The sequence below is a fragment of the Sphingopyxis sp. genome, assembly GCF_035998965.1.
In the GTDB taxonomy this organism is placed as follows: domain Bacteria; phylum Pseudomonadota; class Alphaproteobacteria; order Sphingomonadales; family Sphingomonadaceae; genus Sphingopyxis.
Genome location: NZ_DASYHE010000056.1, coordinates 1 through 11,922, shown reverse-complemented (window position 1 = coordinate 11,922; position 11,922 = coordinate 1). Strand labels below are relative to the sequence as shown.

Below are 11,922 nucleotides of genomic sequence, written 5' to 3'. Positions count from 1 at the left end.
TTATTGAAACTTTAGAAATTACCGTATATAGCGCCGACATGGATTTGTCCCCCGCCCCCGATTCGCGCCCGGTTTCTCCAGCGGCCGCCCCATCCCCGCCGTTCCGGCTCTCCCCGCTTGCGCAGGCGTTTGTCCTGCATTTCGGCGAGATGGGGAGCCGCTGGGGGATCAACCGCACGGTCGGACAGATTTATGCGATGCTGTTCCTCGCCGACGCGCCGCGCCATGCCGAGGAGATCAGCGAGGCGCTGAGCCTGTCGCGCGGCAGCGTGTCGATGGGACTGAAGGAGCTGGCGAGCTGGAACCTGGTCCAACTCCGCCATGTCCCGGGCGACCGGCGCGATTATTATGAGACCCCGCGCGACGTGTGGGCAATCTTCCGGACCCTGGTCGAGGAACGCAAGAAGCGCGAGATCGACCCGACGCTGACGACGTTGCGGACGTTGCTGATGGAGCCCGCGACCGACGCGTCGGATCGCTTTGCGCAGGAACGCATCGCCGCGATGCACGAACAGATCGAGCTGCTCACCGACTGGTATGCCGAGATGCGGCGGCTCGACAATGAACGGCTGCTTCAGCTGCTGCGCCTAGGCGAGCGCGTCGTGAAGGCGCTTGAATTCAAGGACCGCATGCTGGGCCGCGGCAAGACGCCGGCCGCAACGGAGAACGACAATGGACACCCTTGATCCGCTGATCCTCGCGCGCATCCAGTTTGCCGCGAACATCAGTTTCCACATCCTGTTCCCGACGATCACCATCGCGCTCGGCTGGGCGCTGCTCGGCTTCAAGCTCGCGTACAACCGCACCAAGGACGGGGCGTGGATGGACGCGTACCGATTGTGGGTGAAGGTCTTCGCGCTGAGCTTTGCGATGGGGGTCGTGTCCGGCATCACGATGAGTTTCCAGTTCGGCACCAACTGGCCGGGCTATATGGAAAAGGTCGGCAATGTCGCGGGGCCGTTGCTCGCCTATGAAGTGCTCACCGCTTTCTTCCTCGAAGCGGTGTTCCTCGGCATCATGCTGTTCGGTTTCAGCCGTGTCCCCAACTGGGTCCACACGATGGCAACCTTGCTCGTCGCGGGCGGCACAACCTTGTCGGCCTTCTGGATCATCGTCCTCAACAGCTGGATGCAGACCCCGGTCGGCTATGAGATCCGCGATGGCGTCGTCCATGCCACCGACTGGTGGGCAATCATCTTCAACCCGTCGATGCCGTACCGGCTGATCCATATGCTGATCGCCTCGGCACTGACCGTCGCCTTCCTGATCGCGGGGATGTCGGCGTGGCGCTGGCTGAAGGACGGCGGCGGCGAAGGCGTGCGGCGCACGCTGAAGGCCGCGGTCTATGCCGCGGCGCTGCTGATCCCGGTGCAGATTTTCGTCGGCGACCTGCACGGGCTCAACACGCTGGAGCATCAGCCGCAAAAGGTCGCAGCGATGGAAGCGAATTGGGAGACGCGCAGCCACGTCCCGCTGGTGTTGTTCGCAATCCCCGACGAAAAGGCGCGCACCAATCATCTGGAAGTGGCCATCCCCTCGGGCGCCAGCCTGATTTTGAAGCATGAAGCGGCGGGCGTCGTTCCCGGCCTCAACGATTATGAAGGCAATCACCCGCCGGTCGGACCCTTGTTCTGGGGGTTCCGGATCATGGTCGGGATCGGGGTCGCGATGCTGGCGCTGTCTTGGTTCGCGGCGTGGACGATCCGCCGCCGCGGGGTCGATGCGATGCCGCGCTGGCTGGCCTATGGGCTGGTCGCAATGACCTTCAGCGGCTGGGTTGCGACGCTCGCGGGCTGGTATGTCACCGAAATCGGCCGCCAGCCGTGGCTGGTTACCGGGGTACTCAAGACCGCCGACGCGGTCGGCCCGGTCGGCAGCGCGATGGTCGCGAGTTCGCTGACGCTGTATCTGGTCGTCTATGCGGTGCTGCTCACCGCCTATATCGCGGTGCTCTATCGCCTCGCGCGGCTGGGCAAGGCGGCGCCGAACGACAAGCCGATGTTCCCGGTGCCCACCATCGCCCCCGGCCCCGCCGCCCCGCAGGAGGAACCGGCATGACCCCGTTCATCGATCCCTGGTGGCTGCCGGTCATTTTTGCCGGGCTGATGGGGCTGTCGATCCTGCTCTACGTCATCCTCGACGGCTATGACCTGGGCGTCGGGATGCTGACGCGGCTGGAGAAGGACGAGAACCGCGATTTGATGGTCGCGTCGATCGGGCCGTTCTGGGACGCCAATGAAACCTGGCTGGTGCTGGGTATCGGGTTGCTGCTGGTCGCCTTTCCGGTCGCGCACGGGCTGATCCTGACCCAGCTTTACCTGCCCGTGGTGCTGATGCTGGTCGCGCTGATCCTGCGCGGGGTGTCGTTCGAGTTCCGCGCCAAGGCGCCGCCCGAGCACAAGCAGCGCTGGGACCATGCGTTTTTCGCCGGGTCGCTGCTCACCGCGCTGTGTCAGGGCTATATGCTGGGCGCTTATGTGCTGGGGTTCGACCAGAGTCTGGCCGCGGTGCTGTTCTGCCTGCTCGCGGCGCTCGGGCTGGTCGCGGGCTATGTGTTCGTCGGCGCGTGCTGGCTGATCTACAAGGTCGAGGGCGAGTTGCAGAAGCGCGCGGTGCGCTGGGCCGAAATCAGCCTGTGGGCAACCGCGCTGGCGATGGCGATCATCTCGATCGCGACGCCGCTGTTGTCGGAGCGCATCTTCGACCGCTGGTTCCGCCTGCCCGAAATTATCGCCTTGCTGCCGATCCCGATCGCGGCGGCGACCTTGTTTATCGGCCTTGCGATCTTCCTGCGCCGGCCCTTGCGGGCGAAGGACGAGCTGAGCTGGGTGCCGCTGGCGATCGCGGGCATCCTGTTTGCCTTGGGGTTTGTCGGCATCGCCTACAGCTTCTACCCCTATCTGATCGCCGACCGACTCGACATCTGGCAGGCCGCGGCGAGCCCCGAGGCGCTGAGCATCATCCTGATCGGGGCGCTGTTCGTGCTGCCGGTAATCTTGGGATATTCGATCCTGTCGCACTGGATCTTTCGGGGTAAGGCGACGCACCTCAGCTATGAGTGAGGCACGGCGACGACGCGCCGCTGTAATCGGCACCCCAGCGGCGATAGCCCGCCGTGTCGATGTGGAAGCGCGTGATACCGTAAATCCCGAGGCCGACGCCGAAACGCGCGCCGGTGCGGGCGTGGAGAGGGCAAAGCTTGGCGATCAGCTCTTTGCGCGACAATGGGCGCATCGGCATTAGGTCGAGTGCCGCGAACCGCAGATGGCGGCTGGCCTTCGCGCCTTTGAAGCAAGTGTTGGCGACGGGATCGCGATAGCCCGATACGACCCGCACCGGTCCGGTTGCAGGCACCAGCTCGTCGCGAATATAGCGCAGGGTCGGGACCATCGCCGACCACAGCCGACGCGGCGGAACAGCAAAGGGCTGGCCCGCCTTGCAGCTGCGCCAGCGCGCGTCGCTGCGCAAAATATCGGCGAGCGGCAACACGTCGCCAACGCCTTCGCGCCGGAAATAGGTCTCAATCGCGGCGACATCCGCTTCGACGGCGCCTGTGCGCCAAGCTGTAAACAGATCGGCGTCGCGCTCACCCTCGACACGCGCGATCGGCACGAACGACCGAGTCAGCAAGATGAACGCCGCACCCCCCGCAATCGCAAACAAGAGCGCGGCAACGAGCCAGCGCCTCACAGCGTCGCCACCAGCCGCTCGACCGCTTGCCCCGCCGTCCGCGCCGCGCGCCGCAAATTTGCCTCAAAATCGCCGCCGCTGGCGTCATTGGCCTCGTCGGTCACCGCCTTGATCGCCCCCCAAGGCTTGCCCAGCCGTGCCGCGGCCTGCGCCACCGCGCCGACCTCCATATCGACGAGCGTCGCGCCGAGCGATGCGAGGTCGGCGGCGGCGGCGGGACAGGCGACGAAGCTGTCGCCGCTGGCGATGCGCGCGTGGGGCAGGCCGAGGCCGGGGTCAGGCATGGCGGGGAAATGGGCTTCTCCCGGCTCCCCCATCGGCCAGTCGCCGGCGCGGTAGCGGCGGAAGGTGCCGGGGTGGGTCGCGCCATAGTCATGCTGGAGCGCCTCGGCGATCCAGTAGGCGCCCGGCGCGGCGCCTAGTGCGCCGCAAGTGCCTGTCATCAGGATGAGGTCGGCAACTGGGCCGAGCAAGCCGGTGGCGAGCGCGGCGTTGACCTTGCCGAGACCGCAGGTGGCGATGGTGAGATCGTGGTTGTGTGCGTTGAGGCGGCGGATGGGGATGGGGGTGAGTTCGGGGGTGCCGGTGTTCGGGAACAGGGCGTCGGCTTCTTCGGGGAGGGCGGCGAGGATGAGAAGGTTCATAGGGTGGATTTAGCGGGCGTGGCGATCATCGCCAGCCTTGATGACGAGAATCGCGCAGGGACACGAAGGAAACGGAGATTTCTTTGGTTCACGCGGAGACGCGGAGAGACGGTTTCATCTCCGTTCGTGCTCAGCTTGTCGAAGCATTGTTCTTTCTGAGGCGTCGAAAAGAAAGGACGGCCCATCGACAAGCTCAGGGCAAACGGTTTTGGAGATCTCCCTCCGCGTCTCTGCGTCTCCGCTTGCGCCTTGCAACGATCGCTTCAAAAGGCTGAGTCGCGGCCCTTCGTCAGCGCTTCGCGCTGCCACCTCCCCATGGCTTCGCCACAGGGAGGATCATATTCTTGCCAAACCAGCCTCACCCCGCCATCGCCCTTCCCATGCTCGCCCGCATCTTCCCCGACCGCTTTGTCCCCATCCTGCTCGCGACGATCCTGCTCGCCAGCCTGCTGCCGGTGCGCGGCGCGGCGGTGCCGATTGCACAGGGGGTGTCGACCGCAGCGATCGTCCTGCTGTTCTTTCTCAACGGCGTCCGCCTGCCCCGCGACGAGGTGCTGCATGGCATCCGCAACTGGAAATTGCAGGGCAGCGCGCTGCTTTTCTGCTTCGGTTTCATGGCGCTGCTTGGGCTCGGCGCCCAGCTGGCGACCGCGGCGTTCCTGCCCGCCACGCTCGCGCTCGGATTCCTGTTCCTCGGCATCCTGCCCTCGACCGTGCAGTCGGCAACTGCGGCGAGCAGCATGGCGGGAGGCAATGTTGCTGCCAGCGTCGTCGCGGCGGCGCTGCTCAACCTGGTCGGCGTGATCGCCGCACCGTTGCTGTTCGCGGCGCTCGCGGGCAGCGCGGGGGAGATCAGCGGCGCGGCGGCGCTGCGGATCGTCGCGATCCTGCTTTTACCGTTCATCGTCGGCCAGCTGGCGCAGCGCTGGCTGCGCCCTTGGGTGCTGGCGCACAAGGGGCTGACAACGATCATGGATCGCACCGCGATCGCGGTCGCGGTCTATGTCGCTTTTTCGGCTGCGGTGGTCGCGGGGATCTGGGATCAGCTCGATGGGCGCGAGATTGGCATCATGTTCGGCGCGGTCGCCATCCTGTTGGCGCTCTCGTTCGGCAGCGCATGGGCTTTTGGTGCGCTGCTCAAACTCGCGCGGCCCGACCGCATCACCCTGTTGTTCGCGGGCGCGCAAAAGAGCATCGCGGTCGGCGCGCCGCTGGCGGCAACGCTGTTCCCGCCCGCGATCGCCGGCATGGTGCTGGTCCCGATCCTGGTCTATCACATGGCGCAGCTGATCCTGTCGGCGTGGATCGCGCCGACATTGAACCGCGCCGATCAAGTGTAATGCTTGAATAACACAGTGCTGCATGCCATATAGAGCGGGCAGACCCGTATTGGACCTCTGGGGGCTGGAAGGAAGACGAATGAGCGAGCAGACCGCGACGGCAACCACAACCGACGAGCTGAAGCTGACCCCGCCCGACCCCGTTCCGGCGGTGGCGCCCGAAAAAGCCGCAGGGCTGGTGCCGCTGTCGGGCGAGCAGAAATCGAAGCTGGAGGAACGCGTCGATGGCTTTATCGACGACCTCGTCGCGCAGGACGTCAACTCGCCGGCGTTCGGCCAGAAGGTCGACCAGATCACCAATATGGGCCGCAAGGAAATGCTGGAAGCGGCGAACCAGTCGAACCGCTTCCTCGACCGCCCGATCAAGGCGATGGACCGCGACACCGACATCGGCCAAAATCTGATCGAACTCAGGAACACTGTCGAGCGGCTCGACCCGTCCGCGAACGGCAAGCTGATCTCGAAACGCGGCCTGCTCGACAAATTGTTCGGCAGCAGCGTCACCAATTATTTCGCCAAATATCGCAGCGCCCAGTCGCATATCTCGAGCGTGCTCACCGCGTTGGCGAACGGCAAGGACGAGCTGTTGATGGACAATGCCGCCATCGACGTCGAACGCCGCAAATTGTGGGAGGCGATGGGCAAGCTGGAGCAGATGGTCCACATCGCCCAGACGCTCGACCGCAAGCTGGAGGACAAGGCCGCCGAACTCGACGGGGTCGATCCGGCGAAGGCCAAGGTGCTGCGCGAAAATGCGCTCTTCTATGCGCGGCAGCGGACGCAGGATCTGCTGACGCAAATGGCGGTCACGGTGCAGGGGTATCTGGCGCTCGATTTGGTCAAGAAGAATAATGTCGAGTTGGTGAAGGGCGTCGAGCGCGCGTCGACCACCACCGTCGGGGCGCTGAAAACCGCGATCACCGTCGCCCAGGCGATGACCAACCAGAAGCTGGTGCTCGAACAGATCACCGCGCTCAACACCACCACCGCCAACATCATCGACGGCACGTCGAAGATGCTGAAGGACAACACCGCGCGCATCCATGAGCAGGCGGCGTCGAGCACGATTCCGATGGAGACGCTGCAACGCGCGTTCCAGAATATCTATGACACGATGGACGCGATCGACACCTTCAAGCTGAAGGCGCTCGACAGCATGAAGACGACGGTCAACACGCTGGAGGGCGAGGTCGCCAAGTCGAAGGGCTATATCGCGCGCGCCGAGGGTGCGAGCCAGGCGCAGGCGAGCGTCGGCGGCGCCGACAGCCCGCTCGCGTCGCTCGAAGGATGACGATGAGCGAGGTCGACAAGGTCCGGATGTCGGCGGCATCGGCGATCGAACGGTCGCGCGAGCGCCGCCGCCCGATCGGGACCAAGAGCGTCGCGCTGCGCCGCCAGCATCTGTACAAGAAACTGGGGCGGGTGCTGGTTGCGGCGGGTGTCGTGCTGCTCGGCGCCGCGGTGTTCGGGCTGTTGGTTCAGCCGCTGGGCTTTGTCGGTCTGCTCGCGCTGACCGTGCTTTTGATCGGGGTCGCGGTGCTGTTCGGGCGGGCTCCCTTTCCCGAACCGCGCCAAGCCGACCTCCCCAAGACCGATTTGAAGCAGCTCGCCGGACGCACCGAAATCTGGCTGGAGGCGCAGCGCCCGATGCTGCCCGCTCCGGCGCGGACGCTGGTCGATGGCATCGGGGTGCAGCTCGACCTGCTCGCGCCGCAGCTCCAGACGCTCGACCCCAGCGAACCCGCGGCGGCGAACATCCGCAAACTGGTCGGCGAAGATCTGCCCGAGCTGGTTGCGGGCTATCAGCGCATCCCCGCGGGACTGCGCGGCGAAGCCCATGCCGGGCGCACCCCCGATGAGACGCTCGTCGGTGGCCTCAAGATGCTGGAAGCCGAGATCGGCAGCGCGGCGCGCAGCTTAGCGGCGGGCGAGCTCGACAAGCTGGCGACGCGCGAGCGCTATCTGCAGCTGAAGTATCAGGGCATCGACGGCGAGGATTCGCCCGCCAGCTAGGCGCTCCGCCAGCGCTGCGTCCCGAACCACAGCAGCAGGATCAGCAGCAGCGGCGGCGCGAGTCCCCAGTGCGCCGATCCGGCCAGCGGCGCGAGCAGTGGCGCCGATGACAGCAGCCACAGCGCCGCGAGCAGCGCGCCGACCGCCAGCGCCTCGAAGGCGAAGCTGCGCCAGAAGCGCGCGCGGGCGCGGGCGTAGGCGGCCTGGGCCTCGATCGCGCGTTCGACCTGGAGCGTGAAGGCGCGGTCGCCCGGACGCATTGGCGGCGCAAGCATCGCGGTCAGCATTGCATCGATGTCCGTATGATTCGGGGCCGTCATGCGTCCGCTCCTTCGCCGGTCATCTTCTGCGCCTTGGCACGCCCGCGCAAGACCAAGGATTTGAGCGTGCCGAGCGGCACCCCCATGATCTCGGCTGCCTCGCCATGCGACCAACCGTGGCCGAAGCACAGGGTAAGCGCGGCGCGTTCCTGCGGCGAGAGTGCAGCGAGCAAGCGGTCGGCGTCGATCGCCGCGTCGCTGGCGCCGCGCGGATCGGTCGACGTCGGCGCGTCGTCATCGCGGCCCGCCAGCCCTTCGCGTCGCCGCGCAGTGCGACGCTGGTCGAGAAACAACCGCCAGCCAATCCCCATGATCCAGGCCGCATAACTCCCCTGCCCCCGATAATCGCCCGCACGCTGCCACGCGCGGACAAAGGCTTCCTGCGCCAGATCGTCGGCGTCGCATCCCGCGGCGCGCGCCAGGAACGCCCGCAACCGCCCTTCGTGCCGCAGCACGAGGAGCTGGAAAGCGGCACGATCCCCCCCGGCAACCCGCTGGTTGAGAGCCCAATCTTCTTCGGCGCTCCCATCATCACGCAGCGGTGCGCTCCTCGGCAGCCGCGGCGCGCGCGAGGCGGCGGCGGACGAGCAGCGCGATACCGACAAAGATCGGGAAGAGCGATGCGCCCGCAGCGGTGCGGATGATCTGTTCACTGCCCTGCAGCAGCCCGAAACCCGCCATCGCGAGGCCGATCGCGAGCAGCACCAGCCCGTTGCGGTCGTCGCCCGGCGCCTCGACCTCACGGCTGCCGCCGACATGCTCATACGGCTTGTTGAGCTTTTCGATCAGCGGGCCGACCGAGTCTGATTTGGCTTCGAGCGCGCGGCGGATCGAACGATGGAGCATCCACGCATGGAGCAGCCGCGCCAGCAGGAAAAAGCCGACGGAAAACAGCGCCACGACCGTGACATTTTCGAGCAGGTCGAAAAAGCTGTCAGCCACCGCGACCAGTTCGGTCGTCGGCGGCGGAGCGGGCAGGTAGGATGCGATCTCGCGCGGGCTGATATAGGCCGCGATATCTTCGGCGCTGATCGATTCCGCGACCGGAACCGATACGGTCGTCGGGGCGGGCGGCGTCGCCGCAGGGGCGGGTACGGTCGCGGCAGCGGCCGCAGCGGCAATCAAAAAATCCATCGACATTTCTCTCCGTCATACCGCACCGGCATGGTGAAACCACAGGCGACGGCTTCCCGCAAGGCGGGGATGAACTGCACCGGGGAGCACATATCAACCGCCGCGCGAAGCCGTCGCCCGGACAGGCGCAAGGGCCGATCATGAGCTAGACGGCATGGCGTCCGGCAGTGGATGCAGGAGAGGAAGATTTTTTGCTCGGGGACCGGCGTCGCCGCCTGATCGCCCTGACAGCGGCGGGCGGCGGCAACCGCCGCCCGCCGGGAGGGGTCACTTGGTCGTGTAGCCGCCGTTGACCAGAATCGTCTGGCCGGTCATCCACCAACCCTCTGACACCAGCATACGGATCCAGGGCACGATATCCTCGATATCGGTGAGGCCGGTTTTCGAGAAGGCCGACAGGGCGCCCGCCGATTTGTGATACGCCACAGCGTCGGCGCCCTCCGCCGGATAGAAAAAGGGCGTATCCATCGGCCCCGGCCCGATCGCCGTCACCGAAATGCCCCGTTCGCCAAATTCCTTCGACGCCGCGCGGGTATAATGTTCGACCGGCGCCTTGGTGCCGGCATAGGCCGCGTAAAAGGGCGTGAACGCGCCAAGCAACGAGGTCACCAGGGTGCAGATCTTGCCATTGTCATTCAGATGCTTGCCCGCCTCTTTCAGGAAGAAGAAGGCGGTTTTTGAATTGACCGCGGTCATCTCGTCATATTCGGCCTCGCTGATCTCGGTGAAGGGCTTTTTCAGCACTTTTCCGACCGTGTTGATCGCGATGTCGGGACGGCCGATCGCGGCGATCATGTCGGCGAAGAGCTTTTCGACCGCGGCCGCAGACGTGAGATCGGCCTGGAAGCTGACCGCTTCGGCACCAGCGGCACGAACCGCCGCGAGCGTTTCCTCGGTCTCGGCCGCCGAGGCGGGGCTGTTATAGTGGATCGCTATCGCCTTTGCCCCATGCGCGGCAAGGTCACGGGCGATGAGGCCGCCCAGATTCTTGCCGCCGCCCGCGATCAGAACGGTTTTTCCTTGAATGCTGTGATCCGCCATCAAATATCTCCTTTGGGTCTGTTTTCCAGAGGATAGGACGCTTTCACCTTGTCCGCTTTCCAATTCCGGCGCAGTTTTCGGTTTGGGCAAGACGAGTCGTGGGGACTCGCGAGGTGGGCGATTGACCGAAGCCGCACAGATATGGGACGGGATCCGGCCGCGCTCCCAGCGCGACGTGGTCGCACGGCATCAGGCGCAGATTGGACATTTGGGCGTCCTGGCCGCGACCGAAAATCTGGCGCGCCCGACCGACTGGGCCTTCGAGGAGGATCACCACATCGTCGTTGTCCATCTGGGCGGACAACTCGATCGGATGGCCTGCGAGTTTTCGGTTGGGCCGTCGGGCAACGCACTGCCATCGCGCGGCGATGTCTGGGTCATCCCGGCGGCGTGCCGCTATGCGGCGCTGGCGCAGGGCGAACGGGCCGAGTTCGTCGAGTTCCGCGTGCCGACCGCACTGCTGGACGATGCGCCGATTGCTGCGCGCGTCCAGTATCGCGACGATGGTCTTTTCGACGCCACAGCCCGGTTGGCGCACCTCTTGCGCGGTGCAAATGACGATCTGTCGATGATGGCGGCGCGCGCCCTCGGCGACGCGCTGGAATGGCATATTTGCCGACACTATGGGCCTGGCACCAAAAGCCCGCGGCGCCGTCAGCTGTCGGCGTCCGACCGGGTCCTGCTCGCCGACGCGATCCGCGGGCAGCTCGACGCCCGCCACAGTCTTGACGTGCTGGCGGGGCTCGTCGGGATGGATGTTCGCCGTTTCACCAGCGCTTTCCAGCAGGCGTTCGGCCTCTCGCCCTGGCAATATGTGATGCGCATGCGGCTCGACGACGCGGCCCGGCGGCTCCGTAACACCACCGAACCGGTCACCGAGGTCGCGCTGGCTACCGGCTTTGCCACGCCCAGTCATTTTGCGACGGCCTTTGCACGGCGGTTTGGCATGCCGCCATCGCGCTATCGCGTGGCGCCTATAGCCCCTCGCCCCCCGTCCAATGCGCGTTGACCAGGCGGCGCGCGAGGGCGCTGACCTGGCTGCGAATGTCGGGGACCGCCACGACTTCCCACAAGTCGCCTCGCGTCATCGGCCCGATCGCGAGAATATGTTCGGACGGTTTGCCCGCGGCATCCATGACGTGACCGTCGCGGTCAATGTCCAGCCCCAGCCGTAGCGTGTCGGGACGGATGCGCCGCGCGCCAAGCAGGCGCTTCACCAGCGGATCCGACGAGCGCAGCAGGTCGCCCTGCGGCCCGGTGCAGTTGATCATCCGCGCCGCCCGCGTCGTCACGAGATCGGCTTCGCCGCGCGGCCGCCACGCCACGACAAGCGCGTCGGGACTGACCGTCACCCCCGCGATCTTGCCGGCGCGGAAGCGCAGCTGGCCCGAGGCGACCAGCGCGTCGATGCGGTCGGCGACTTCGGGCGCCAGCCGGTGGCGATGAACGTCCCAGAACGGGCGCAGGTGGCGCAGGAAACGCGCGCGCTTGTCGGCATCGGCGGCGGCCCACATCATCTGGGTAATCGGACGAATCGAATCGACGACGAGCCGCCAGTCGCGCTCCCTTGCTTCATTCCGCGCCCACCGCACCAGTTCGTGTCCGTCGTCAGAACATTTGGCGCAGATCGCGGCGTAAATTAGTGGAGAGCGGGCCTCGTCTGGGGATTGATATTAGGCGGCGAGCTTTCGGTGCTGCAAGCGCCGATATTGGATGGTCTGTCGTTTGATCCTTTCGCGC

The 11,922-nt window shown here is 65.9% G+C and carries 14 protein-coding genes; 7 read left to right on the top strand and 7 right to left on the bottom strand.

Translation table 11 applies throughout. The features are described 5' to 3' along the window. Window positions 1-38: 38 nt before the first annotated feature. The 3 genes from VGN68_RS10200 to VGN68_RS10190 are packed head-to-tail and all read left to right on the top strand — an operon-like array spanning window position 39 to window position 3,062. Window positions 39-686 carry a GbsR/MarR family transcriptional regulator gene (locus VGN68_RS10200; protein ID WP_327476362.1) on the top strand — a complete coding sequence of 216 codons (648 nt, stop codon included), beginning with the start codon at window positions 39-41 and terminating at the stop codon, window positions 684-686. Beyond that, window positions 673-2,058 carry a cytochrome ubiquinol oxidase subunit I gene (locus VGN68_RS10195; RefSeq protein WP_327476360.1) on the top strand — a complete coding sequence of 462 codons (1,386 nt, stop codon included), beginning with the start codon at window positions 673-675 and terminating at the stop codon, window positions 2,056-2,058. Before VGN68_RS10200 ends, VGN68_RS10195 begins: the two co-directional genes overlap by 14 nt. Beyond that, window positions 2,055-3,062 carry a cytochrome d ubiquinol oxidase subunit II gene (locus tag VGN68_RS10190; protein WP_327476358.1) on the top strand — a complete coding sequence of 336 codons (1,008 nt, stop codon included), beginning with the start codon at window positions 2,055-2,057 and terminating at the stop codon, window positions 3,060-3,062. Before VGN68_RS10195 ends, VGN68_RS10190 begins: the two co-directional genes overlap by 4 nt. On the opposite strand, the gene VGN68_RS10185 is transcribed toward VGN68_RS10190, so the two are convergent. Together VGN68_RS10185 and VGN68_RS10180 are read right to left on the bottom strand one after the other, a co-directional pair. Beyond that, window positions 3,049-3,690 (bottom strand): D-Ala-D-Ala carboxypeptidase family metallohydrolase, encoded by a 642-nt coding sequence (locus tag VGN68_RS10185; RefSeq protein ID WP_327476356.1) that lies wholly within the window; start codon window positions 3,688-3,690, stop codon window positions 3,049-3,051. The genes VGN68_RS10190 and VGN68_RS10185 overlap by 14 nt on opposite strands. Continuing rightward, entirely contained in the window at window positions 3,687-4,334 is a 648-nt protein-coding gene (locus VGN68_RS10180; protein WP_327476354.1) for a 5'-methylthioadenosine/S-adenosylhomocysteine nucleosidase, read from the bottom strand. Before VGN68_RS10180 ends, VGN68_RS10185 begins: the two co-directional genes overlap by 4 nt. 344 nt (window positions 4,335-4,678) lie before the next feature. Here VGN68_RS10180 and VGN68_RS10175 point away from each other — a divergent pair, with 344 nt between their 5' ends. From VGN68_RS10175 to VGN68_RS10165, 3 genes are all read left to right on the top strand, one after another. Next, window positions 4,679-5,674, top strand: coding sequence for a bile acid:sodium symporter family protein (locus VGN68_RS10175; protein WP_327476352.1), 996 nt, complete (start codon window positions 4,679-4,681; stop codon window positions 5,672-5,674). Window positions 5,675-5,753: 79 nt separating this feature from the next. Further along, window positions 5,754-6,965, top strand: a complete 1,212-nt coding sequence (locus VGN68_RS10170; protein WP_293699123.1) for a toxic anion resistance protein — start codon at window positions 5,754-5,756, stop codon at window positions 6,963-6,965. A 2-nt stretch (window positions 6,966-6,967) separates the two neighbouring features. Then, window positions 6,968-7,687, top strand: a complete 720-nt coding sequence (locus VGN68_RS10165; RefSeq protein ID WP_327476347.1) for a hypothetical protein — start codon at window positions 6,968-6,970, stop codon at window positions 7,685-7,687. Here the strand turns inward: VGN68_RS10165 and VGN68_RS10160 are convergent. From VGN68_RS10160 to VGN68_RS10145, 4 genes are all read right to left on the bottom strand, one after another. After that, window positions 7,684-8,007, bottom strand: a complete 324-nt coding sequence (locus VGN68_RS10160) for a hypothetical protein (protein ID WP_327476345.1) — start codon at window positions 8,005-8,007, stop codon at window positions 7,684-7,686. The genes VGN68_RS10165 and VGN68_RS10160 overlap by 4 nt on opposite strands. Beyond that, on the bottom strand, window positions 8,004-8,612 hold the full coding sequence (locus VGN68_RS10155) for an RNA polymerase sigma factor (RefSeq protein WP_327476344.1): 609 nt from the start codon (window positions 8,610-8,612) through the stop codon (window positions 8,004-8,006). Before VGN68_RS10155 ends, VGN68_RS10160 begins: the two co-directional genes overlap by 4 nt. Then, complete coding sequence (locus VGN68_RS10150; protein WP_327476343.1) at window positions 8,539-9,141, bottom strand: hypothetical protein; 603 nt, start codon at window positions 9,139-9,141, stop codon at window positions 8,539-8,541. The genes VGN68_RS10155 and VGN68_RS10150 overlap by 74 nt, the downstream gene beginning before the upstream one ends. Window positions 9,142-9,408: 267 nt before the next feature. After that, a complete protein-coding gene (locus tag VGN68_RS10145) occupies window positions 9,409-10,182 on the bottom strand; it encodes an SDR family oxidoreductase (protein WP_327476342.1) in 774 nt (257 codons plus the stop codon). 121 nt (window positions 10,183-10,303) lie between these two features. On the opposite strand from VGN68_RS10145, the gene VGN68_RS10140 reads away from it, so the two are divergent. Beyond that, window positions 10,304-11,191 carry a helix-turn-helix transcriptional regulator gene (locus VGN68_RS10140; protein ID WP_327476340.1) on the top strand — a complete coding sequence of 296 codons (888 nt, stop codon included), beginning with the start codon at window positions 10,304-10,306 and terminating at the stop codon, window positions 11,189-11,191. Here VGN68_RS10140 and VGN68_RS10135 read toward each other — a convergent pair. After that, window positions 11,157-11,774 (bottom strand): hypothetical protein, encoded by a 618-nt coding sequence (locus tag VGN68_RS10135; protein ID WP_327476338.1) that lies wholly within the window; start codon window positions 11,772-11,774, stop codon window positions 11,157-11,159. The two genes, VGN68_RS10140 and VGN68_RS10135, sit on opposite strands and share 35 nt — an antisense overlap. Window positions 11,775-11,922 lie beyond the last annotated feature (148 nt).